Raw genomic sequence first — 23715 nt, 5'->3', positions numbered from 1 at the left:
TAGCATGGGCCATAAAAAAGGCGACAGGAGCATAGCCCCTGTCGCCTTTTTTCAGTCAGTCGGAAGGCTTACTGCACTTCGACTGCCAGGCTTTCACTGATCTTTTTCTGCCAGATGGCAGGACCGGTGATGTGGACCGACTCGCCCTTGCTGTCGACGGCAACCGTCACTGGCATGTCTTTGACGTCGAACTCGTAGATGGCTTCCATCCCCAGTTCGGCGAAAGCCACGACGCGGGATTTCTTGATGGCTTGTGCCACCAGGTAAGCCGCGCCGCCAACAGCCATCAGGTAAACGGCTTTGTGGTCCTTGATCGCTTCGATGGCGGTCGGACCGCGCTCGGATTTGCCGATCATGCCCAACAGGCCGGTTTGCTCGAGGATCTGACGGGTGAACTTGTCCATCCGCGTGGCAGTGGTCGGACCGGCAGGGCCAACCACTTCTTCGCGCACCGGATCAACCGGGCCGACGTAGTAGATGAAGCGACCCTTGAGGTCTACCGGCAAGGTTTCACCCTTGTTCAGCATTTCGACCATGCGCTTGTGCGCAGCGTCGCGACCGGTGAGCATCTTGCCGTTGAGCAGGACGGTTTCGCCCGGCTTCCAGCTCTGCACATCTTCCGGGGTCAGCGTGTCGAGATTGACGCGACGGGCCGACGGGCCGGCTTCCCAGACGATTTCCGGGTAAGCGTCCAACGGCGGTGCTTCCAGCGAGGCCGGGCCGGAACCGTCGAGCACGAAGTGGGCGTGACGGGTGGCGGCGCAGTTGGGGATCATGCACACCGGCAACGAAGCGGCGTGGGTCGGGTAATCCATGATCTTCACGTCGAGCACGGTGGTCAGGCCACCCAGGCCCTGGGCGCCGATGCCCAGTTGGTTGACCTTCTCGAACAGCTCCAGGCGCATCTCTTCGATACGGTTGGACGGGCCACGCTTTTTCAGCTCGTGGATGTCGATGGATTCCATCAACACTTCCTTGGCCATCACGGCGGCTTTCTCGGCGGTACCGCCGATGCCGATGCCGAGCATGCCTGGTGGGCACCAGCCGGCGCCCATGGTCGGAACGGTTTTCAATACCCAGTCGACGATCGAGTCGGACGGGTTGAGCATCGCCATTTTCGACTTGTTCTCGGAACCGCCGCCCTTGGCCGCCACGTCCACTTCCACGGTGTTACCCGGAACGATGGAGTAGTGGATAACGGCCGGGGTGTTGTCCTTGGTATTTTTACGAGCGCCCGCCGGGTCGGCGAGGATCGAGGCACGCAGGACGTTTTCCGGCAGGTTGTAAGCCTGGCGCACGCCTTGGTTGATCATGTCGTCCAGGCTCATGGTGGCGCCATCCCAACGCACGTCCATGCCCACACGGACAAACACGGTCACGATGCCGGTGTCCTGGCAAATTGGACGGTGGCCAGTGGCGCACATGCGTGAGTTGATCAGGATTTGCGCCATGGAATCACGGGCTGCCGGCGATTCTTCGCGCAGGTAAGCCTCGTGCATCGCCTGAATGAAATCCACGGGGTGGTAATAGGAAATGAACTGCAGGGCGTCGGCAACGCTCTGAATCAGGTCGTCTTGCTTGATCACGGTCATGAGTCGCGCTCCTCTAAAAGACGGGAACATTCAATAAGGTGCTTGCAGCTTGGGTGTATCGGTCGGTTGCAAGCACCTTTACAAGGCACGCCGGGGCTGCTGGCGCGACGCTAAAAAGGCGCGGCAGTATAACGCGCCTCCGTTTGGTAAACACCCGCCGGGCGTTAATCATTGGTCGCATCCACAACCATTTAACAGCTGGAAAAACCTGTGGTGAGGGGATTTAGCGAAACGTCGCACCGCCCCGTTCGGCTGCACAGCAGGCGTGAAGTTTTGGGGCCGCTGCGCGACCCAACGGGGCGGTGCGACGTTTCGCTAAATCCCCTCGCCACTTCGCAGCCGGGCACAGGCTTCGCCAGTTGCGAGAGGGGCGGGTGTTTGCGGGGGATTGGAGTCAGTGGTTTGACGCCAGTTTTTCGCGCCGAGAATTGAATGGTCATTTATCAGGCACGACACTAAAGTGGCAACCGGACTGTAGAGTAGGACACTCAAACAGCGTTTTTTTTGCACGGTGAGTCAACGATTGACCCATAACGCTATCCAACGGCTTTTGCTCAAACGCTTTGCCCTCGCCGCCGGTACCTATGCCCTGGCTTTGATGTTGCTGTGGCTGGCATTTTTTACTGGGCACTACGCCGAATCGTTAACCAGCGTCGTTGTGGGCAGTGCGTTGGTCGTCACCAGCCAGGTGGTGCTGTTCGGGGTATTTTACAGCGGCTGCAACCTGCGCTTTTCCGATCCCAGCCTGACCGAAGCCCAAGTACTGCTGGGGCTGGGTTGGCAAACCTGGCTGATCGCCCATCTGGACCAGGCTCGGGGTGCGTTCCTGGTCTTTTACGTGTTGATTCTGCTGTTCGGCCTGTTTCACCTGTCGCGACGTTCCTTTATACGGTGCGCGATGCTGGTATTTTTCAGTTTCAGTGCGATCACGCTGTGGGACGCCTATCACTTCCAGCTGACTGACCCGGCGCTGGCAGCGTTGCAGGTTTGCGTGCTGTTTATTGTTCTGGTCTGGCTGGTGTTTTACGCCAGCTACGTCCAGCACTCGCGCCAACGCATGCGCCAGCGCCGTTTCGCCTTGCAGGCGCATCAGGACACGCTGCGCGGGATGATGCGCCAGCTTGAAGATCTGGTGGCCACCGATGAGCTGACCGGGCTGTTCAATCGCCGGCACTTCCTGCGACTGGCTTCCCGCGAGTTGAATTCGATGGAGGACGGCGTGGTGCATGGTCTGGCGCTGATCGATCTCGATCACTTCAAGCGCATCAACGATGTCCACGGTCATGCTGCCGGCGATCAGGTGCTGCAAGCCTTTGCTGCGGTGGCCACTGCGTGCTTGCGTGAAGGCGACGTGCTGGCCCGTTACGGCGGTGAAGAGTTCGTGGTGTTGTTGCCCGACTGCAATGCCGAGCGCCTGACGTCTTGCTGCGAACGGTTGCGCATTGCGTTCACTGATGTCGAGTTGATTGGCCTCAATGTCAGTCACCTCAGCTTGTCGGCCGGCATGACGTTGCTGGAACTGGATGACGATCTCGACGATGCCCTGCACCGGGCCGATCAGGCGCTCTATCGCGCCAAACGTGATGGTCGTAATCGTTGCGCGGCGGCCTGGGAGAACGCCGATGCCTGAGCTGCGGGTTGGCGAGCAGAAATGGTCGGTCGCGGCGGGCAGTAATTTGCTCGATGCGCTGAACAGCAACGGCATGGCGGTGCCTTACAGTTGCCGTGCCGGCAGTTGCCATGCGTGCCTTGTGCAATGCCTGCAAGGGTTGCCAAGCGACAGCCGGCCCGATGCCTTGAGCGCCGAACAGCGCCGGGAAGGCTGGCGGCTGGCCTGTCAGTGCCAGGTGCTCGAGGACTTGCAAGTACACGCTTTCGATCCGCAGCAGGACGGACGCCCGGCGAAGGTAGCGGCTGTCGATTGGTTGAGCGCTCAGGTGTTGCGTCTGCGTCTGGTTGCCGAACGGCCATTTCGCTACAGCGCCGGGCAGCACTTGGTGTTGTGGGCAGGTAACGTCGCCCGGCCCTATTCCCTCGCCAGCCTGCCGGAAGAGGACCGCTTTCTGGAGTTTCATCTCGATTGCCGCCAGCCGGGGGCATTCAGCGATGCCGCCCGTCAGCTCAGGATTGGCGATGTCATCCGGCTCGGCGAGTTACGCGGCGGTGCACTGCATTACGACGCTGACTGGCACACCCGGCCTTTGTGGCTGATGGCCGCCGGCACCGGATTAGGGCCGTTGTTTGGTGTGTTGCGAGAAGCTTTGCGTCAGGATCATCAAGGCGCCATCCGCGTTATTCACCTGGCCCATGACGCCGATGAACACTATCTGGCCAAACCGTTGCAGGCCATGGCCGACGGTCGTCCGAACCTCAGTATCGAGCTGTGGACGCCGGCCGAGTTGCCAGCGGCTTTGGCGCAATTACGCCTTGTTTCGCGGCAAACCCAAGCCTTACTCTGCGGGTCCCCCGACAGTGTCGACGCCTTTGCCAAACGGCTTTACCTGGCGGGACTGCCGCGCAATCAACTGCTGGCTGACGTCTTTTTGCCTCGTGGTTGAACGCTGACTCTTCAGACGCGAGATCCACCATGACCGAAGCCATCCAGATTGAGCGTGAACGCGGGCTTTTGACCCTGCGTCTGAATCGCCCCGACAAGAAAAACGCCCTGACCCGCGCCATGTACAGCGCGTTGGCAGCAGCATTGAAACAGGCTGATGAAGATCTCGACATCTACGCCGTGCTGATCACCGGCAGCCACGAGTGCTTCACCGCCGGTAACGATATCGCCGACTTTATTCAACAACCACCCAGCGATCTCGACAGTCCGGTGTTTCACTTCATGCTCAATTTGCTTGAATGTCGCAAACCGGTGATTGCCGGCGTGGCGGGTGCGGCGGTGGGGATTGGTGCGACACTGTTACTGCATTGCGACCTGGTGTATGTCAGCGCCGATGCGCGTTTGCGCATGCCATTCGTCAATCTCGGGTTGTGCCCGGAGTTTGGGTCCAGCCTGATCCTGCCGCGTTTGCTGGGGCATGCAAAAGCGGCTGAATTATTGCTGCTGGGGGAGCGTTTCAGTGGTGAGCAAGCGGCGGCGTGGGGCATCGCGAACGAAGCCCTGGACAGCGGCGAGGCGGCGTTAGCCAAGGCTCGAGAGATGGCGTTGCGGTTTGAGTCACTGCCGCCAGAAGCGGTGCGCATCAGCAAGCAACTGATGAAAGCCCCGGACCGGGAGTTGTTGCGCAAGGTGATAGAAGAAGAAGGGGCGCTGTTTACCCAGCGGCTGCGTTCGCCGGAGGCGATGGCTGCGTTGTCGGGGTTTATCAATCGGCATTGAATCCGACGATGAGGCCCGATCAGCCTGCACTTCTTTTGGATCAGAAACGCAAAAGCCCCGCCATTCACATGGCGGGGCTTTCGTTTTTCAGCAACCGATCACTCAGACCATCGGATCGCCAACGTGCAGGATCTTCATGCCGTTGGTGCCGCCAATGGTGTGGTAGCTGTCGCCCTTGGTCAGGATGACCCAATCGCCTTTCTCCACTACGCCACGCTTGAGCAACTCGTCGATCGCGGCCTGGCTGACTTGCTCAGGCGGCAACGATGCCGGGTCGAACGGAACGGTGTAGACACCACGGAACATGGCCGCGCGGGCCTGGGTTTCGCGGTGCGGGGAGAACGCGTAGATCGGCACCGAAGAGCGGATACGCGACATGATCAACGGCGTGTAGCCACTTTCGGTCAGGGCGATGATCGCCTTCACGCCCGGGAAGTGGTTGGCGGTGTACATCGCGGCCAGGGCGATGGACTGGTCGCAGCTTTCGAAGACCTTGCCGATGCGGTGGCTGGAGGTCTTGCTGGTCGGGTGCTTTTCCGCACCGACGCAGATGCGCGCCATGGCTTGCACGGCTTCCAGCGGGTACAGACCGGCAGCACTTTCAGCCGAGAGCATCACGGCGTCGGTGTAGTCGAGCACGGCGTTGGCCACGTCGGACACTTCGGCACGGGTCGGCATCGGGTTCTGGATCATCGACTCCATCATCTGGGTCGCCACGATCACCGCCTTGTTGTGGCGGCGAGCGTGCAGAATGATCTTCTTCTGAATGCCCACCAGCTCGGCGTCGCCGATTTCCACGCCGAGGTCACCACGGGCAACCATCACAGCATCGGAAGCCTTGATCAGCGCATCCAGCGTGTCGTCGTCAGCCACGGCTTCGGCGCGTTCAATCTTCGCCACCAGCCAGGCAGTACCGCCCGCTTCGTCGCGCAGTTGACGGGCGTATTCCATGTCGGCGGCATCGCGCGGGAAGGACACTGCGAGGTAATCCACTTCCATTTCCGCAGCGAGCTTGATGTCGGCCTTGTCTTTCTCGGTCAGGGCCGGTGCCGTCAGGCCACCACCGCGACGGTTGATGCCTTTGTGATCCGACAGCGGACCGCCGATCAGCACGGTGCAGTGCAGTTCGGTAGCAGTGGCGGTATCAACGCGCATGACCACGCGACCGTCGTCGAGCAGCAGTTCGTCGCCTACACCGCAGTCCTTGACCAGGTCCGGGTAGTCGATGCCGACCACTTGCTGGTTGCCTTCGGTCAACGGATGGCTGGTGGAGAAGGTGAATTGATCACCGATCTTCAGCTCGATCTTCTTGTTGGCGAATTTGGCGATACGGATTTTCGGGCCTTGCAGGTCACCCAGCAGGGCAACGAAGCGGCCGTGCTTGGCAGCGAGGTCACGCACCAGCTTCGCGCGAGCCTTGTGCTCGTCGGGAGTGCCGTGGGAGAAGTTCAGGCGGGCGACGTCCAGGCCAGCCAGAATCAGCTGTTCTAAAACTTCCGGCGAGTTACTGGCCGGGCCAAGGGTAGCGACGATTTTGGTACGACGGACGGACATGCAAAGACTCCTGAGTTCAAGCGCTGAGCAGAGGCTACTATGCTCCGTGGGTGTAGTCATTGTTCGAGTGCACTACTTATTTTTTTGTTTTTTTATCAATTGCATCTTTAAACGAACAAACCTGAAGATTTCGGGCAACGGGTCGATACAGAGCTCAAGACAGGAGAACCTTCATGCGATTCGTGCTTATTGCCGCCCTGGCCCTCAGTGTCACGGGCTGCACCCGTTGGTCGATGAACCATCATTTGAATAACGCCTACAGTGCTTATGACCGAGGCAACTGTGAGCAGGTGATGCTCGAACTGTCCAAGGTCGACCGCGCCAGCCGCGCCCGGCGCTATGTACAGCCAGAGGTGTCGATGATGCGGGGGCAGTGCCTTGAACGTCAGAAAATGTTCATCGATGCCGCCCAGACATACCAGTTCATCATCGCGTCCTACCCGCAAAGCGAGTACGCCTTCCGTGCCCGCGCACGGCTGGAAACCTTGCAGAGCCTGGGGCATTACCCGATGCGGTCTGCCGCTGTCGTACGCCCGACGCAGTTCTGATTGCAGTTGTCATTTGATGGCTGGCCGACCAGCGGTAGTGAGCTATAGTCCAATAATGCGGCTTTGGAGGATTGCCCCCGGGTCGATGTCATACCTGTGATCGGCAGAAGTAAGTGGCAGCGGTTCAGGGACTGTCGCACCAGGATCAGGGAGAGCGTGCCCCTCATGCAGAGAGGCCCGTTCCGAAGCATTAGTGCGGTCCTGCTTAAGGGCCTTGCGTAGCGAAATCAGCATGTTCACTGACCGCCGGATCAAGCGGCATCAACTGCCGTATTTTCTAAAAGTGTTCAACAGCGTCACTGACAAGCCAATCGGCTTTCTGGGTAACGTGTCCGAAGACGGGCTGATGCTTATCAGCCATTTGCCGATGATGATCGGGGCGGATTTTGATCTGCGCCTGAAGATCCCTGCCGGCGACGGCGTCTACCAGGTCATCGATGTGCGGGCGTATTGTTTATGGTGCCATGAAGATGCGACACCGCATCACTATGATGCCGGTTTCAGCATTCAGCAGGCGCCGCCGGAATATGGGCAACTGGTCAGCGCAATAAGGCAATATTTCAGCTTCCAGCCATTGCCGGCGTCGGCTTGAGAAAGGCTGAGGATCACGGCCTGCGAACGATGGAGTGACTACCGATCCAACAGGAGCCGCCGCAGGCTGCGATCTTTTGATCCTAAGCGCCCCCACCACGCTTCCAGTTCAAATAGTGCGTCACCATAGCCGGTCCCAACTCGCCCGGTCTCACGTCCATCACGGGAATGCCGTGGGCGCTCAAGCGCTCCTGAAGTGCTGCGCGAGCGTTCAAATAATCCACCGTCCCGCAATAGGTCAACGCCTCCCCCAGGGTTTGCACCGGCATCTGTCGCGTGGTGTCGAGGACTTCTTCACGCAAGCTCGCGACCAGTACCTGATGCTGTTTACTCAACCGTTGCACGGCACTGATCAATTCTTCATCGTCCTCATCGCGCAGATTGGTGACCAGCACCACCAGGCCTCGACGCTTTTGGCGGGCGAGCAACTGGCTGACGGCCGCCAGGTAATCCGCTGGCCGCTGAGTGGTGTCCAGATCGTAAACGGTGTTGAGTAGCACATTGAGCTGGGCGCTACCTTTGGCCGGTGCGAGGTAGCGCGGTGGATCGCTGGCAAACGTACTCAGCCCCACCGCGTCGCCCTGACGCAGGGCGATGTAGCTGAGCAGCAGGCAGGCATTGAGCGCGTGATCGAAATGCGCAAGTTCGCTGTCCTGGCTGCGCATGCGCCGACCGCAATCGAGCATGAACACGATCTGTTGATCGCGCTCGTCCTGATATTCCCGGGCAATCGGCGTGCGCTGGCGGGCGGTGGCTTTCCAGTCGATCTGACGCAGGCTGTCGCCTTCCCTGAATTCGCGCAGCTGATGAAACTCCAGGCCCAGGCCGCGACGTTGTCGCTGCCGTACCCCCAATTGATTAAGCCAGTTATCCACCGCCAACAATTGCCCGCCGTAGAAACGGGCGAAGTCGGGGTACACACGGGTGGTGTCGCTGACGCTTAGCAGGCGCTTTTCCGACCACAGGCCCAATGGGCTTGGCAGGCTGACTTCACAGTGTTCGAAGGTAAAGTGACCCCGTTTTAACGGGCGTACGCGGTAACCGATCTGGCTGATCTGGCCTGGCTGAAGTTCGAATGTCAGGGGCAGGTTTTCGATGCCCAGGCCTTCGGGTACATGGTCAAAGACCTGGGCATTCGTCGGTTGTAAAAGATCGTGCTCGACCTCCAGCCGCACTTCGCTCCAGCGACCAAGCGCCAGGGTGCCAGGCATTTGTCGGCGTATGCGCGGTGAAGGCAGGCGCCTGAGACGGATGGCATCGAGTATTGCCAAGGTCAGCAACGCCAGCAGCAAGCCCCAGTTGATCGATGAAAGGCTCGAGGGCAGCGTGATACCCAGCGCCCGCAACGCGCCCAGCAGGATACCGATGGCCAGCAGCGTAGCGAGCCAGGTCAGCAGCAGGCGCGAGGGTTTCATTGCAGCCCCGCGGGAGCAGGCTCCCTCACCATAGAATGTTTGCGCATGATCACAGCCGCGGTGCCGGGACTTCATCGAGCAGTTGCCTGAGTACGTGATCGACCTCAAGCCCTTCAATATCCAGCTCCGGTGCGATGCGCACGCGATGGCGCAAGACGGCCAGTGCACAGCCTTTGATGTCGTCCGGAATCACGAATTCGCCACCTCGCAGCAGGGCGCGCGCCCGGGCGCAACGTACGAGGGCAATGGAAGCCCGTGGTCCCGCGCCGAGAATCAGACCTGGCCAGCTACGGGTTGTGCGGGCCAGACGGACTGCGTAATCGAGTACCTGATCGTCCAGAGGCAGGTCGCTGGCGATGCGTTGCAAGGCCAGCACATCCTTGGCCTGCAACACCGTACGCAACGGTTGTACGTCGAGCATGTCGGCACGCGTGGAGCGGCTGACCTGGCGGACCATGTCCAGCTCCTGCTCGGCGTCGGGGTAATCCATGCGGACCTTGAGCATGAAACGGTCAAGTTCGGCTTCGGGCAGCGGGTAGGTGCCTTCCTGTTCGATGGGGTTTTGGGTGGCGAGCACCATGAAGGGTTGCGCAATAGGCAGGGCGCGACCTTCGAGGGTGACCTGGCGCTCCTGCATGGCTTCGAGCAACGCCGCCTGGGTTTTCGCCGGGGCGCGGTTGATCTCATCGGCCAGCAACAGGTTGGTAAACAACGGGCCCTTGCGCAGTTTGAATTGCTCGGTCTGCAAGTCGTACACCGCGTGCCCGGTGACGTCGCTGGGCATCAGGTCCGGGGTGAACTGAATGCGCGTGAACTCGCCGCCAAAACAGCGGGCGAGGGCGCGGACCAGCAGGGTCTTGCCCAATCCCGGGACACCTTCGAGCAACACGTGCCCGCCGGCGATCAGTGCGGTCAGCACGTCGTCGATGACAGTGTTCTGGCCAATCACGGCTTTTTGCAATTCGACACGAACCGCCTGGGCCAATTGACTGGCACGCTGGCGTTGCTGGGCGGCGTGGGAGGGTGAGCCGGGCTCGGTCTGTTCACTCATAAGGCGTTCCTCAAGGTTTGCAGGTGGGCAACCTGGCGGCTGAAGTCGGCGTTGTTGAGCCGTTGCTTCGGTCGCGGGCTCATGGCCTGGCTGATAGCGCGTGTGGGTTGGCCGGTCAGGCGTGAAAGCACCAGCCATTGCTCGGCAACGCCGAGTTGATCAAAACCTGGATGACGGCGGCGGACACGCCGCAGGATGTCTTGCTGCAGGGCTTGCAGCAGGTGGGGCTGACCCTTGCGGCGCAGCATGAAATCGGCACTGGCACGCAGGTGTTCCTGAAGTTGTCGGCGGGCTTTCGGTGCCGGGGCAAGCAAGGGACCGCTGCGCATGCCGACGTGCCAAAAGCCCAGGCCGATCAGTGCCACAAGGGCCACCAATGCCTGAGGGAAATAGCGCAGCAGCAAGGTCAGCAGGCTGTCGTGATCGGTGTTGAACATCAGGGTCACGCTTGTGTCAGCGGTCAGGTACCAGAGCAGCCAGGCGTTGTCGTACTGTCCGATGGTCGGGGTTTTCCAGAGGTCGGCATCGGTGACCACGATGATTGAGCCGAGCCCGTGATTCAGCTGCATCATGTGCGTGGCCTTGGCGCTGTTGGCCCAGGACTGCGCGAGGTTGTTCGGGTCTTCGAGGTGAAACGCCGTGTCGAAACTTGCGTAGGCCGGTGCGTCTTCGTTTTCCAGGTACAGCTTGGTCAGCTTGGGAAACGAGTCGTTGTCGAGATCGGGCGGTGGATCCTTGAGGTCTTTGCTCAGGGACTGGTGCAACTGAACCCGGTCGAGCAACAGGTCATTGCTTTGACCGGTTTTGTCATCCCATAACGATTGAGCGACAAACAGCAGTCGACCTCCGGCCCGTGTCCAGTTCATCACCTGGTCGATCTGCCGTGGGGTCATGTTGTAGCGTTCTCCGAACAGCAACAGACTGTGCTGGCGCGGATCGAGCGTAGGCAGTACGTCGAGGCTGTTGGCGTGGCCAACGGTCAGACCTTGTTTACGCAAAAAGTACTCGGCAGCCAGGTACGGATTTGCCTGGGCTTCGGGAGCGGGGCCGTGATCAATCTCGGTCTGATAGGGCGTTGCCTTGAGGTACAGATAGACACCGAGCGCAGTCACCAGCACCGCAATGAGCCCACCGATCGTCATCAACCTGGCCCGTTTCAACGCGAGGCTCCCGGACCGAATAATTCTCGCCAGCCGTCACTGAGTTCCTGTTGTGCAGGCCCTGGCGGCAGGCGATGTCCGTAGGCCATGTTTTGCCAGTGTCCGGTCAGGTTTCTGCTGAACGCCAGCAGAGCCGGTTGTTGCAGGCGTTCGATGCGCTCGAGTACCTGGCCTTCGGTGTCGGCGGGTTTCAGCGCCATGTTGTAGTCATGCAGCAAATGGCTGAGCAGTGCGCGGTAGAGCAAGCCGAGCGCTTCTCGAGGGTGACTCTGCCAAAGGCTTTCAGCACTGCCGGCGATATCGGCGGGCAGCGTTTCCCGAGTGAGGTCGAGGCCAAATGCTTGTTGTGGCAAAGGGCGGTCGATTTTGTTCGTGCTACTCGGCCGCCGCCTGACGAAGGTTCGCAGCCAGTCGCGGTAGCGCCAGATGACCAGCACCACTGCACCGATCACTGCCCCCCACAATACGACTTCAATCAGCGTGGCGATGGCGCCGAAGCGTTGAGCTTCCAGCAACTTGAGAAGTGCCCTTAGCCATGCCGGCAGCTTGTCATCACCAGCCTTTTCGGCGGCGGGGTTTTCTTCGCCGAAGCGGTAACGGGTGACGCTCTCCTTGTTTTTGAACGGTGGTTGATCGAGAAGCGCCTTGATGCTGTCCCGAGACGCCTGGCTGGTGAGCGGCTGCTCCAGCAGGCGCGGGGCGTCAGGTGAGGTGACCGGTTCAGCTGCCCACGTGGATTGCGTGACGGGAACCCACAGAAGCGCCGCCATCAGCAGGACCCCCGCGGTGCTCGCCAGACGCTGGCGCAATCGACGGAACACCAATTCGATATCCCAGGCTTCCAGCACCGTGCGCCGGTTCAGGTAAAGGCTGAAACCGCAGGCGACATAAATCGGTTCCCACACCACCAGCACCAGGACGTAAAAGACATTCGTCAGGTGTTCCAGCCACCGCCAGTCCTGCTGCGTGGCGGTGATCAAGGTTTGCCAGCTCCAGTCGAGTTCGGTTTGTTGCGGCAGTAGCAGGTAGAACAGCACCATCAGACCGATCCAAAGCGCGCTTTCCAGGTGCACGCCGATGATCGTCAGCCAGCGGGCGGCGCCTGCATTGCGCTGCAACAGCACTTGCAAACGCTGTTGCCGCGCCTGACCGTTCAGGCCTTCGAGTTGCACCACAGGCATGAGAAAGCTGCGACTCAAGCTCAGGCGTCGCCAGGTCAGGCTGGCCAGCAGTTGGGGTTTGAGCAGGCGCGGCCATTGGCGCAGTGCCTGTTTCAGGGTGGGTGTTTCACCGAACATGGCTTTGGAGAGGATGTACAGCGGCAGGCGTTCGAACGCCGGTTTCAGCCACCAGAAGATGAACACGGCGAGCGATGGCGAATCCCACAACGCCCAACTCAGCAGCGCGAAGATCGGCAAGGTCACGATCGCCCAACTGGTCATCAACAGGCGTCGGTGGCGCTGGCTGAGAAGTACGCCAAGGTCCATGGCTTCCCAGTGGTTGCGGGGACGGATAACAACGCTGGCATCACTCAGGCGCATGGCGGGTCCGTCCGGCAAACAGCAAATACAGCGCCACCAACATCCAGAGCAGTGCACCGACCAGGTATTTGGTGGTGGGCGCGGGTGCGGTCATGGACGACCAGTACGCTTCGATAAAGGCGGCAATCAGCAGAAACAACATGACCCCGCAAATCAGCAGTACGCTTTTGCGCGCCGCCAATCGCAAGGCTTCGACGCGAGGCAGACGACCCGGTGCGATCAGCGCCCAACCCAGTTGCAGGCCTGCAGCTCCGGCCAGGGCGATGGCGGTGAGTTCGAAAGCGCCATGGCCGATCACGAATGACCAGAAGGTTTGCCCATAGCCGATCTGCGTGAGATGCCCGGCTACCGCGCCAATCATCAAGCCGTTGTAAACCAGGAAAAACGCGCTGCCCAAGCCAAACAGCACACCACTGGCGAAGGTCTGAAAGGCAATGCCGATGTTGTGCATGATGTAGTAACCGAACATGACCCAGTCTTCGCTGGCGGCTCGTTCCGCTGAACGACCCAAGTGACCGCCATCGGGGTCGTACATGCTTTGCATCTGACTGACCTGCTCGACTGGAATCAGGTTGTAGACCAGGTCCGGGAACAGGTAAACCAACAGCGCGAAGCCGATCAGGCTGCCAAAGAAAAGCAGGCTGGCCGCCAGGACAAAGCGCCATTGCGCGCGCACCAGACGGGGGAAGTCCGCCAGAATGAACCCCAGTGCATTGGCGCCGAGTTGGCTGCGATGTCGATAAAGCTGTTGATGACCACGCAGGACTTGTTGCTGCAGCGAGTCGATCAGGAAACTGCTGTAGCCGCGTTCCTGAGCCAAGGCGAGTTGGCAGCAAAGGCGCCGGTAATCGCCCGGAAAACTACCGGTCCGTGACGTTTTTCTACCCCGTTCCAAGGCATCAAGCGTCAGCGAAAATCGCTCCCATTCGGCTTTGTGCCGACTCTCGAAAAGACTTTGCTTCATGCGGGGCCCAACAAGCCGCGGGCGATTGCGTTGAGCTCGACCACGGACCCTGACGCGGGAAGGTGTAACGGCTGCGCCAGGATGGACGCGAGTTCATTGATCCGCGCCTCGGAAAGCTCACGTTGGCGTTCGGCAAATCCAAGAATGGCGCGTTGCTCGACCAACGTCAGTGGCACGGCGGGTCGACGAGGTTCGACGTCGGGCAGTTGTGGTCGAGTGAGGGGGTGTTCGCGGTAAATCACAAGGGTGCCGGCGGCGAGATCACCGAGGCGTTTGAAGGTGGGGTGTTGCAGGCAACTGATGGCGCCGAGGAAGTACCCGAACGGCAGCATATCGACGAATCGCAGCAGGTTGCGCAGCAAGGATGCGGACCAGCCGATGGGTGTGCCATCGTCTTGGACAACCCGCAGGCCCATGCATTGCTTGCCCGGTGAACGGCCTTGATTGAGTACTTCAAACAGGACCATGTACCACCAACTCACGATAAAAAGCAGGATGGAACCCAGCCCGGCGCCCAGGTTTCCCAGGAATGCCAACACGATAAACAGCAGGCCCAGAATCAGCCCGCGCAGCGCCAGATCGATGGAGAACGCCACCGCTCGCACCATTAGCCCGGCCGGACGCAAGGGCAAGTCGATGCCTTCCGGCGTTTCGACCTGGTGCCGCGTATCCAGTGGCGGGGACAGCGTCGCTTTCCTTGGCAGTGCTGTGGTCTCGAGCATGGGCAACCTTGGTGTGGCCTGTTCGGGATTCGATGTGCGTCCGATGCTAGCAGTCTCTCGGGGGGGAACGACATCACTATGTAACGCGCCGTAAGTAACGCGAGATGACTGAATCACAAGAATGCTGGCCGGGGCGGGAGGTGAACGCCTAGACTTTGCCGATCTTCAGTTCAGGAATAGCCCGTGACCTCCATCTTCTGGTACGACTATGAAACCACTGGCATCAACCCTCGCTGCGACCGTCCGCTGCAAGTTGCGGGTATTCGTACCGACTTCGATTTGAATGAGATTGACGAGCCGGTCAATCTTTACTGCCAACCCAGCGAAGACATCCTGCCCCATCCTGCGGCCTGTGCAATCACTGGCATCACACCGGGCTGCCTGGCCGAAAAGGGGTTGAGCGAGGCCGATTTCATGACCCGCGTGCATGCCCAACTGGCAGCGCCCGGCACCTGTGGCGCCGGGTACAACACCTTGCGTTTCGACGATGAGATGACCCGCTACAGCTTGTACCGAAATTTTTTTGACCCTTATGCGCGCGAGTGGCAGAGCGGTAACAGTCGTTGGGACCTGATCGATGTCGTGCGCGCCGCCTATGCCTTGCGTCCGGATGGCTTGGAATGGCCGACGGACGAAGAGGGGCGGGTGACGCTCAAGCTTGAACGCCTGAGCGCCGCCAATGGCATTGACCATGGCCATGCCCACGAAGCGCTGTCGGACGTTCGGGCCACCATCGCTCTGGCTCGCCTGATAAGGGAAAAGCAGCCGAAGCTCTATGACTGGTTGTTCCAGTTGCGCAGCAAGCAGAAAGTGATGGATCAGATCCGGCTGTTGCAGCCGATGGTGCACATTTCGGGTCGCTTTTCGGCGGCGCGTCATTATGTCGGGGTGGTGTTGCCGCTAGCCTGGCACCCGCGCAACAAAAACGCCTTGATTGTCTGCGATTTGCACCTGGACCCTGAGGGTCTGCTCGACCTGGACGCCGAGTCTTTGCGCCAGCGGCTGTACACCCGACGAGATGACCTGCTCGACGGCGAGTTGCCGGTGCCTCTCAAGCTTATTCACATCAATAAATGTCCGGTGGTTGCACCGTTGGCGGTTCTGCGTGAACAAGATCAGCAACGCCTTGGGCTGGATATGGCGCTTTATCAGGCACGTGCGCTGCGGCTAAGTGACGCACAAAATGTTTGGAAAGATAAAGTTCAGGCCATCTATGCCCGCGAGGACTTCGCCCAGAGCGAGGATCCTGAGCAACAGTTATACGATGGTTTTATCGGTGATCGGGATCGTCGTCTATGTGAGCAAGTCCGGGTGGCAGACCCGGCGCAATTAGCACAACAACAGTGGCCGTTCGATGATGAACGCTTGCCTGAATTATTGTTTCGATATCGCGCCCGTAACTTCCCCGATACCTTGAGTAGCCCAGAGCAGGAACGTTGGCAATTATTCTGTCAGCAACGTTTGTCGGCACCCGAGTGGGGAGCGCCGAATACGCTGGATTCTTTTGCAGAAGCCGCAGCCCAATTGACGCTTACTGCAACATTTTCCCAGCGAGCGGTGCTTGATGAATGGCAGAAATATGTCCAGGCATTACGCGTTCGTTTGAATCTTTGAAAACGAACATGCCCGGGCTTGAATGCCAGGCATAAAAAAACGCCAGCGTCAGCTGGCGTTCTTTTCTATCGCAGATCAGTCCGCGACAGCCCTGCGGCTTAGCCCAGCAGAGTTGCCCAACCTTCAACCACGTCACCGCCCCACTTGGCTTTCCACTCTTTCAGAGTCTTGTGGTTGCCACCTTTGGTTTCGATGACTTCGCCGTTGTGCGGGTTTTTGTATTGTTTAACTTTGCGAGCGCGCTTGGTGCCAGTAGTTTTTACTGCGCCGCCACGTGGTGCTTTGGTTTTGGACTCTGGGTCCAGCAGCGCAATGATATCGCGCAGGGACTTGGAGTATTCGCCCATCAAGGTGCGCAGTTTGCCTTCGAATTCCAGCTCGGTTTGCAGTTTGTCGTCTTGGGACAGGTTCTTCAAACGGGCTTGCAGCTCTTTGATAGCTTCTTCGGTGGCGCGATATTCGTTGATCAAGGACATGGTGACTACCTTATGTTGGGCGCTGGATAGCAGGTGACAGTGGCCAATAATAGTCAGGGTGTTTCATCAAGTAAACATTTAACCGTCGTTTTATTTAATTCACTTACGGCGAACAGGGCATTAACCCCGTTCGCAGTTAATTATTAGTGAATCGTGCTTAACGAATATTCACAATTGACTCTTGAATAACCGCCACAAGAGCACCATCGCGCGGGTCGGCTATGTGAGCGGAGCCTCTTTTAGCTGCCGCGCGCAAGGCAAGGCATCATCAATACTGCAGTTTTGCTGCGTAATCGCTAGAATGGCGGCCTTTGCGAAGTTCTGGAGTTTCCCCCTCATGCGCACTTTTCGGCTGGTGATTGCTTGCCCGGACCGCGTCGGCATCGTTGCTAAAGTCAGTAACTTTCTGGCGTCACATAACGGCTGGATCACTGAAGCGAGCCATCACTCGGACAATCTCAGTGGCTGGTTCTTCATGCGTCACGAAATTCGTGCCGACTCGCTGCCCTTCGGTATCGAAGCCTTTCGCGAAGCGTTTGCGCCGATTGCCGAAGAGTTCTCGATGAACTGGCGCGTTACCGATACCGCGCAGAAGAAGCGCGTTGTCTTGATGGCCAGCCGTGAATCCCACTGCCTGGCCGACTTGCTGCACCGCTGGCACAGTGATGAACTGGACTGCGAAATCTCCTGCGTGATTTCCAATCACGACGACTTGCGCAGCATGGTCGAGTGGCACGGTATTCCTTACTACCACGTACCGGTCAATCCGCAGGATAAGGAACCGGCATTCGCCGAGGTCTCGCGCCTGGTCAAACAGCACGATGCTGAAGTGGTGGTACTTGCCCGTTACATGCAAATCCTGCCGCCGGAGTTGTGCAGCGAGTACGCGCACAAGGTCATTAACATTCACCACAGCTTCCTGCCGTCGTTCGTCGGGGCCAAACCGTATCACCAAGCGTCCATGCGCGGCGTGAAGTTGATTGGCGCTACCTGTCATTATGTGACCGAAGAGCTGGACGCCGGTCCTATCATCGAACAGGACGTGGTTCGCGTCAGCCACAGCGACAGCATTGAAGACATGGTGCGTTTCGGGCGTGATGTCGAGAAGATGGTGTTGGCCCGTGGCCTGCGTTATCACTTGGAAGACCGCGTGTTGGTTCACGGTAACAAGACTGTGGTGTTCTGACAGCTACCCGATACCGGTTGAAATTCGAAGGGCCTGGGCGTTCAATCGCTTCAGGCCCTTTGCCGTTTCTGACTTGAGGATTTGTTGATGGCCGACCCACTTGATAAAGCAACTTCCAAAGCGCCCGCTACGTTGGGGGAGGGGTGCTTGAGTCGTTATGATCCTGAAGAGTTGAGCGCGGAGGATGGTACGGAGTTTCCTGGGGCGGCGCAGTTGTGGGACGCGTTGCATCCGAAGCCTGAGCGGTTGCCTGAGGGGGATGCCTGATAGTCGATCATGTACCCGGATCAACTGTAGGGGCTGCCTTGCTAGCGATGGCGGCCTGATAGCCGACCATTCTTTGCGGATGTACCCGAATCAAACTGTGGGAGCTGGCCCTGCCGGCGATGGCGGCCTGATTGGCGGTGAGGCTCTTGCTGGTGTACATATCCATTCCTGCGGTCACGGCTTCTATGGGTTTCGCCCTTACGGCGAGTCACTTGGAAAAGCGCCAAGTAACCAAACGCTCTTGCCCCTTTCGTCCGGTGCCTCGCCCAGGCTCGGCATACCCTCACTCCGGTCCTGCTCCGTGGGCCCGCCGCGATCGGCCATCCATGGCCGTGCGCGGCTAACCCGGCATCCATGCCGGGTTGCCCACTGCGCAGAACCTGCGCTCGGCCTTCCCATGGGGCAAGAAGATCAAAAGCAGATCAAAAGCCAAAGCGAGGCGGCCTGACAGCCGACCTGACGCTTGAGGCCTGTGCGTTTCCCTGTGGGAGCTGGCTTGCCGGCGATGGCGGCCTTGCAAGCGTCTGAATTCTCCCTGATACACCCAAACTCTCTCCCCTACGCCTGCTTGACCCTCATCAACTTCTTCAAAAGCGGTCTGCCCAGCATCAACAGGAACACCGGTCCGCCCACCAGTAGATAGAAGTAGTAGGTCACTGCCCGCCAGATCAGAATCGCCGCTGCAGCAGTTGATTTACCCACCATGGGGGTCAACAACGCTGCTGAAGTCAGTTCCGCCGCTCCGGCGCCGCCCGGTAGCAGGCTGAATTGCCCCGCGCTGAGAGAGAGCATCTGGATCAAAAAGGTCCAGGCCCATTGCAGGTCCGCGCCCAGGCCGCGCAGTGCCAGGTACAACACGCTGTAGCGCAGGGCCCAATGCAGGCAGGTCAGTGCGAACACCGTGATCAATGTCTTGCGGGGTAGCTTCAAAGTGTCAGTGAACGCGGCCAGAAAATGCAGGAGTTTTCGTGCCCATCGCAGGCGCGTGCTGGCTTGGACGTTGAGACGAGCGAGCAAACGACCGGTCAGGCGAATCAGCACGCGGTGGTAGCGTGCCACTACCACGCAACTGACCAGACCACCGAACATCGAGAGGGCGCTGACCATCAGCAGCCACTCCATGCGCTGGCTCAGGTGCTGGAACAGTGCATAAATCAGGATCCCACTGAGCGCACAGAGAAAAAACACCAGGTCACTTAACTGGTCCATTGCAAATACAGCGCTGCCCCTGGCCGGTCGGACGCCGTTACGGGCGAGCAGCGCCATGATCGTCAGCGGTCCACCGCTGCCCCCGGGCGTGGCGCAATAGGCAAATTCGGCGGCCATCACCACGCCAAGGCTTTTCACCCGGCCGACCTTGTCGCGCTGATCGCCCAGCAATAGACGTAAACGCAGGGTGTTAAGCACCCAGCACAGCAGGATCATGCCGAACATGATGAGAAGCCAATGCAACGGAAAGTTGCGCAGCCGGTACCAGGTTTCGTTGCCTCCGAGCAGGGAGGGGATCAGCACCGCAACCAGCAGCGCGACGAGCAGCAGAATTCCGCGACTCATGCCGCGCGACCGATGCGCTGGTTTTGCCGTTCAAGCCACCGGGCTTTGGTCATGGGGACGCGGCCTTCGTTGAGCAGTCGTTTAAGGGTTTGTAGCCAATAATTGCGTGAAAACTCATGGCACATGTCCACTGGATGCAGGCCGAGGCGAATCACGGGTGCATGCCGCCAATGTTGTTCACGATAATCGCTGATCCACTTCGACAATCCCCGGCGCCATGGGCTACGCGCGCTCCAGACCAGTCCGGGTGCATCAACCGTGCTGAAATCGGGCAAGCGATACAGGTGCTGCGGGTCGCTGGTGTAGCTCAGCGGTAACTGGCGCAGTGCCTCGCGTGTCCCCTCGCTCATCAGCCAGGCTGGCGCGACGAAGCCATGAAGCGGCCAGTTGTAGCGATCAAACAGTTCGATGCCTGCGCGTAAGCGGGCAAGGGCCGCCTGTTCGGACAGGGTGTAGAACTCACCTTCGTGGGTGTAGACCCGACGCATGAACCAGTCCCGTGGGTTACTCGGTTTCGTGCCGTCATCGCAATGAAAGTAGCCGTGGAGAGCCAGTTCGTCACCTCGGGCGACGCGATGGGTGAGCATTTGCCGGAAGTCCGGGTGAGCATCGAGATTGTTGCGCCGGTGGAAATCGGGCACGACCAACCAGGTGATCGGCACGTCACCCAAGGCGTCGACGGCTTCAACGAAAGGTTGGTAGTCGGCCCAGGTTTGCGGTGCGACATCGTGCAGCACCAATAACACGCTGGGCACGTTCATGGCTTTATCCATTGGCCGTCTGCGGCCAGTGATTGCCGAGCACGGCGTGGTAGTGCCCCAGAAGACTATTGACCACGGTGTCCCAGGCGTAATGCTGTTCGACATGGGCGCGGGCTTTTTTACCAAGCTCTGCACTGCCTGAGTGGAACAGTTCGCGGACCGCACTGGCCATCGCCGACGAATTGTTCGGGGCGCAGAGCAAGCCACATTGATCAGTGACGATCTCCTTGAATGCTCCGGCATCAACGGCGATGACCGGGATGCCGCTGGCCATGGCCTCCAGAATGACCAGGCCGAAAGTTTCCTGGTCGCCGGCATGCACTAGCGCATCGGCACTGGCTAACAATCGCGCCACTTGTACAGCCGGGCAGAACTCATCGACGACGGTGACGTTCTCCGGCACGACCACTGGCATGGACGAGCCGACCAATAGCAAGTGATAGCGAGCACCTAGCTGTTTCATGCAATCGAGCAGCACCGGCAGGTTCTTTTCCTTGGAGCCGCGCCCGGCAAAAATCAGCAAATGGGTCTCTTCAGCAATGCCCAGTTTGGCCCTTAGTTCCGGGTCCCTTGCGCCAGGATTGAATGTTTGCAGGTCGACGCCCAAAGGCTGGACGTAAACATTCTTGACCCCTAGCCCCTTGAGTTTGTCAGCCATGACCTGGCTCGGCGCCAGCACCCGGTCGAAGTTGCCATAAAGTCTGCTGACATAGGCTTCGACATTCGGGGTCACCCAGTTGCCCATGCGATTGCTGCACAGCAACGGCAAGTCGGAGTGATAGAAACCAATCACCGGCACATCCAGTTGACGCTTCGCATCTAAAGCAGCCCAGGCGGTGAGGTATGGATCGCCGACTTCTATGAGGTCAGGCTGCAAATCCTGCAGGACGTTTCGCCACGGAGCCAAACGTACGGGGAAACGGTAGCCCTTGCCGAAGGGCAGGGCGGGAGCGGGAACGGTGAAAATGCCATCCCGTTCGCTCAGGTGGGCACCGGGGATCAGCAGGCTGTGGCGAATGCCGGGCTTGATCCCCAGGCGTCGGTGTTTGGCATCCAGATACGTGCGCACGCCACCGCTGGCAGGGGCGTAGAACATGGTTATGTCAGCGATATGCACGATGAGCATCCCTCCGGTCCGTTGTTCTCCCTTGGTTGACCTTTATGAAGGATAGATGTTCGGTTGGGGTTTGCTGGCGCAGGGGTTAGTGGGGGGCGGTGAGAGCAAGACCGCCATCGCTGCATCGGTATCTACACATCTTTCAGGAGCTGCCAAAGTCCTGTGGCGCGGGAGTAATTCCCTCGCCACAAGTTCGGTGTGTTCTACGACGAGATACGTAGATCTGATGGAGCGCCAACCGTTCTAGATTCGGAAACTCCCCACCAACTGTTTCAAGCGCGCGGCCTGCTGTTCAAGGTCGGAACACGCCCGCAACGTCGATTGCAGGTTTTCCACGCCTTCCTGGTTCAGCGTATTGATCTCCGTGATGTCGACGTTGATCGATTCAACCACCGCCGTCTGTTCTTCGGTCGCGGTGGCCACCGACTGGTTCATGCCGTCGATTTCGCCAATCCGCAAGGTGACGCTGTTCAAGCGTTCACCAGCGAGGTTGGCGATGTCCACGCTGTCCTGGCTGTGGCGCTGGCTGTCGCTCATGTTGCTGACGGATTCACGGGCGCCGACTTGCAGTTCCTCGATCATGGTCTGAACCTGTTGCGCCGATTCCTGGGTGCGATGCGCCAGGTTGCGCACTTCATCGGCCACCACCGCAAATCCACGTCCCGCTTCACCCGCTCGCGCTGCTTCGATCGCCGCGTTGAGGGCCAGCAGGTTGGTTTGCTGGGAGATGCTGGTGATCACTTCAAGGATCTGGCCGATGTTCACGGTTTTGCTGTTCAGCGATTCGATGTTGGTGCTCGACGCGCTGAGCATGCTCGACAGCTGATTCATCGCGGCAATGCTGCGGTCCACCACTTGCTGGCCGTCTTCGGCCAGGTTGCGGGCGTCGCTGGCCTGACTCGAGGCCTGTGCAGCGTTGCGGGCGATTTCCTGGGTGGCGGCGCCGAGCTGGTTGATCGCCGCGGCTACGCTGCTGGTGCGTGAGGCTTGTTGGTCAGAGTTGAACATCGACGAGTTTGAAGCGGCGAGCACGCGCAGGGCCACTTCGTTGACTTGGCCGGTGGCCGATGACACTTCGCGGATCGAACCGTGGATACGTTCCACAAAGCGGTTGAATGCGGTGCCGAGGACACCAAACTCGTCGTTGTTCTGGATGGTCAGGCGCTTGGTCAGATCGCCTTCACCGTCGGCAATGTCTTCCATGGCGCGGGTCATGACATGCAGCGGCTGGATCAGGATGCGGATCAGCATGCCCAGCAAGGCAATGATGATTGCCACGGCAATAAGGGTCGCGACGACGGCCGAGGTGCGAAATTCGCTAAGCATCGAGAAGGCTTTTTCTTTATCCACCGATAAACCGATGTACCAGTTCACCGAAGGCAGGCCTTTGACGGGGGTGAAGTTGACGATGCGGGTCTTGCCATCCACTTCCACTTCGCTGAAATCGCTGCTGATACGCGGCGTGTTGCGTGGATAGGCCTCGCTCAACGTTTTCATCACCAGCGATTTGTCCGGGTGCACCAGGATCTTGCCGTCGGCGCTGACCAGGAATGCGTAGCCCATGCCATCGAAATCCCGAGCGCTGAGGGTGTCGATCAAGGTTTGCAGGCTCAGGTCGCCCCCGACCACGCCGATGCTCTGACCGGCCTTCTTCGAGGCGCTGGCGATGGAAATGATGGTTTGGCCCGTGGCCGCATCGACGTAAGGTTCGGTCAGCGTCGCAGTGTTGCTGCTTTCGGCGCCTTTGTACCAAGGGCGCACGCGCGGATCGAAGCCAGCAGGCATTTTCGCGTCCGGGCGAATGGTGAAGCTGCCGGTGGCATCGCCAAGGTAGGACGCCATGAAGGTCGATGTCAGGGCTTTCTGCTCGAGCAGGCTGTCAACCGTGGACCGCTCGGGGTTGAGGGCGATGTTCTGGGCAAGGTTGTCGATCAACAGGATGCGGCCGGTCAACCAGGTCTGAATGTTGCTGGCGGTAACATCGCCCATTTCAGTGAGGTAGTTGTCCAGGTCTTCGCGGATGGCGGTACGCTGCAAGTAGTCGTTGTACAGCGTGAACGAGGCGAAGGCGGCGATGACAATGAGCGCGGCGGCAAGCAGTATCTTATGGCTGAAACGCAGATTTTTGTTCATGGCTTGGGGTTCCGCTAAGGTCTTAATGTCAAGGGCGTGCTTTTATAAAGGAACGCGAAAGGGGTGGTGGTAAACACAAGCGGATAGTTCCGTCCTCTCCTTAGGGAATTACCGACGCTATTAGTCTTTTAT

The 23715-nt window shown here is 59.3% G+C and carries 22 protein-coding genes; 8 read left to right on the top strand and 14 right to left on the bottom strand.

What is annotated here, in order from left to right; translation table 11 throughout:
- Positions 1 to 68: 68 nt before the first annotated feature.
- The gene (locus H7698_RS20015; protein WP_003214142.1) at positions 69 to 1592 is read right to left on the bottom strand and encodes a fumarate hydratase; all 1524 of its coding nucleotides are present in this window, start codon (positions 1590 to 1592) and stop codon (positions 69 to 71) included.
- Positions 1593 to 2115: 523 nt separating this feature from the next.
- Here H7698_RS20015 and H7698_RS20010 point away from each other — a divergent pair.
- Genes H7698_RS20010 through H7698_RS20000 form a run of 3 tightly spaced genes read left to right on the top strand, consistent with a single transcriptional unit; the run spans position 2116 to position 4929 of the window.
- Positions 2116 to 3222, top strand: coding sequence for a GGDEF domain-containing protein (locus H7698_RS20010; protein WP_162439641.1), 1107 nt, complete (start codon positions 2116 to 2118; stop codon positions 3220 to 3222).
- Entirely contained in the window at positions 3215 to 4150 is a 936-nt protein-coding gene (locus tag H7698_RS20005) for an iron-sulfur-binding ferredoxin reductase (RefSeq protein ID WP_194692589.1), read from the top strand. The genes H7698_RS20010 and H7698_RS20005 overlap by 8 nt, the downstream gene beginning before the upstream one ends.
- A 29-nt stretch (positions 4151 to 4179) precedes the next feature.
- Positions 4180 to 4929: an enoyl-CoA hydratase gene (locus H7698_RS20000; protein WP_194692588.1), complete on the top strand. Its 750-nt coding sequence runs from the start codon at positions 4180 to 4182 to the stop codon at positions 4927 to 4929.
- 102 nt (positions 4930 to 5031) lie between these two features.
- Here the strand turns inward: H7698_RS20000 and pyk are convergent, their stop codons facing one another.
- Positions 5032 to 6483: a pyruvate kinase gene (pyk, locus tag H7698_RS19995; protein WP_162439638.1), complete on the bottom strand. Its 1452-nt coding sequence runs from the start codon at positions 6481 to 6483 to the stop codon at positions 5032 to 5034.
- Between the two features lie 173 nt (positions 6484 to 6656).
- Between pyk and H7698_RS19990 the strand changes: the two genes are divergently transcribed.
- Together H7698_RS19990 and H7698_RS19985 are read left to right on the top strand one after the other, a co-directional pair.
- Complete coding sequence (locus tag H7698_RS19990) at positions 6657 to 7031, top strand: tetratricopeptide repeat protein (RefSeq protein ID WP_162439637.1); 375 nt, start codon at positions 6657 to 6659, stop codon at positions 7029 to 7031.
- A gap of 232 nt (positions 7032 to 7263) precedes the next feature.
- Positions 7264 to 7623, top strand: a complete 360-nt coding sequence (locus tag H7698_RS19985; protein WP_194692587.1) for a PilZ domain-containing protein — start codon at positions 7264 to 7266, stop codon at positions 7621 to 7623.
- A gap of 82 nt (positions 7624 to 7705) precedes the next feature.
- Here H7698_RS19985 and H7698_RS19980 read toward each other — a convergent pair whose 3' ends face one another.
- Genes H7698_RS19980 through H7698_RS19955 form a run of 6 tightly spaced genes read right to left on the bottom strand, consistent with a single transcriptional unit; the run spans position 7706 to position 14475 of the window.
- Positions 7706 to 9037, bottom strand: a complete 1332-nt coding sequence (locus tag H7698_RS19980; protein WP_194692586.1) for a DUF58 domain-containing protein — start codon at positions 9035 to 9037, stop codon at positions 7706 to 7708.
- 49 nt (positions 9038 to 9086) lie between these two features.
- Complete coding sequence (locus tag H7698_RS19975; protein WP_194692585.1) at positions 9087 to 10088, bottom strand: AAA family ATPase; 1002 nt, start codon at positions 10086 to 10088, stop codon at positions 9087 to 9089.
- The gene (locus H7698_RS19970; protein ID WP_194692757.1) at positions 10085 to 11230 is read right to left on the bottom strand and encodes a DUF4350 domain-containing protein; all 1146 of its coding nucleotides are present in this window, start codon (positions 11228 to 11230) and stop codon (positions 10085 to 10087) included. Before H7698_RS19970 ends, H7698_RS19975 begins: the two co-directional genes overlap by 4 nt.
- 14 nt (positions 11231 to 11244) lie before the next feature.
- On the bottom strand, positions 11245 to 12789 hold the full coding sequence (locus H7698_RS19965) for a DUF4129 domain-containing protein (protein WP_194692584.1): 1545 nt from the start codon (positions 12787 to 12789) through the stop codon (positions 11245 to 11247).
- Positions 12776 to 13753 carry a stage II sporulation protein M gene (locus H7698_RS19960; RefSeq protein ID WP_194692583.1) on the bottom strand — a complete coding sequence of 326 codons (978 nt, stop codon included), beginning with the start codon at positions 13751 to 13753 and terminating at the stop codon, positions 12776 to 12778. The genes H7698_RS19965 and H7698_RS19960 overlap by 14 nt, the downstream gene beginning before the upstream one ends.
- The gene (locus H7698_RS19955; protein ID WP_194692582.1) at positions 13750 to 14475 is read right to left on the bottom strand and encodes an RDD family protein; all 726 of its coding nucleotides are present in this window, start codon (positions 14473 to 14475) and stop codon (positions 13750 to 13752) included. The genes H7698_RS19960 and H7698_RS19955 overlap by 4 nt, the downstream gene beginning before the upstream one ends.
- Positions 14476 to 14658: 183 nt before the next feature.
- Here H7698_RS19955 and sbcB point away from each other — a divergent pair, with 183 nt between their 5' ends.
- Complete coding sequence (sbcB, locus tag H7698_RS19950) at positions 14659 to 16089, top strand: exodeoxyribonuclease I (protein WP_194692581.1); 1431 nt, start codon at positions 14659 to 14661, stop codon at positions 16087 to 16089.
- 98 nt (positions 16090 to 16187) lie between these two features.
- Here sbcB and mvaT read toward each other — a convergent pair whose 3' ends face one another.
- Positions 16188 to 16565 carry a histone-like nucleoid-structuring protein MvaT gene (gene mvaT / locus H7698_RS19945; RefSeq protein WP_007933316.1) on the bottom strand — a complete coding sequence of 126 codons (378 nt, stop codon included), beginning with the start codon at positions 16563 to 16565 and terminating at the stop codon, positions 16188 to 16190.
- Positions 16566 to 16902: 337 nt separating this feature from the next.
- On the opposite strand from mvaT, the gene purU reads away from it, so the two are divergent.
- Together purU and H7698_RS19935 are read left to right on the top strand one after the other, a co-directional pair.
- A complete protein-coding gene (gene purU, locus H7698_RS19940; protein ID WP_162439629.1) occupies positions 16903 to 17751 on the top strand; it encodes a formyltetrahydrofolate deformylase in 849 nt (282 codons plus the stop codon).
- Positions 17752 to 17838: 87 nt separating this feature from the next.
- Entirely contained in the window at positions 17839 to 18018 is a 180-nt protein-coding gene (locus H7698_RS19935; protein ID WP_162439628.1) for a hypothetical protein, read from the top strand.
- Between the two features lie 7 nt (positions 18019 to 18025).
- Here the strand turns inward: H7698_RS19935 and H7698_RS19930 are convergent, their stop codons facing one another.
- From H7698_RS19930 to H7698_RS19910, 5 genes are all read right to left on the bottom strand, one after another.
- Positions 18026 to 18178, bottom strand: a complete 153-nt coding sequence (locus tag H7698_RS19930) for a hypothetical protein (protein WP_194692580.1) — start codon at positions 18176 to 18178, stop codon at positions 18026 to 18028.
- A 398-nt stretch (positions 18179 to 18576) separates the two neighbouring features.
- Positions 18577 to 19572 (bottom strand): lysylphosphatidylglycerol synthase transmembrane domain-containing protein, encoded by a 996-nt coding sequence (locus tag H7698_RS19925; RefSeq protein ID WP_194692579.1) that lies wholly within the window; start codon positions 19570 to 19572, stop codon positions 18577 to 18579.
- Positions 19569 to 20345, bottom strand: a complete 777-nt coding sequence (locus H7698_RS19920; protein WP_194692578.1) for a DUF2334 domain-containing protein — start codon at positions 20343 to 20345, stop codon at positions 19569 to 19571. The genes H7698_RS19925 and H7698_RS19920 overlap by 4 nt, the downstream gene beginning before the upstream one ends.
- A complete protein-coding gene (locus H7698_RS19915) occupies positions 20338 to 21459 on the bottom strand; it encodes a glycosyltransferase family 4 protein (RefSeq protein WP_194692577.1) in 1122 nt (373 codons plus the stop codon). The genes H7698_RS19920 and H7698_RS19915 overlap by 8 nt, the downstream gene beginning before the upstream one ends.
- A 234-nt stretch (positions 21460 to 21693) precedes the next feature.
- On the bottom strand, positions 21694 to 23583 hold the full coding sequence (locus tag H7698_RS19910) for a methyl-accepting chemotaxis protein (RefSeq protein ID WP_194692576.1): 1890 nt from the start codon (positions 23581 to 23583) through the stop codon (positions 21694 to 21696).
- Between the last annotated feature and the right edge of the window lie 132 nt (positions 23584 to 23715).

This window comes from Pseudomonas sp. p50(2008), from assembly GCF_015351605.1.
Taxonomy (GTDB): domain Bacteria; phylum Pseudomonadota; class Gammaproteobacteria; order Pseudomonadales; family Pseudomonadaceae; genus Aquipseudomonas.
This window is presented reverse-complemented; position numbering and strand designations above follow the sequence as displayed.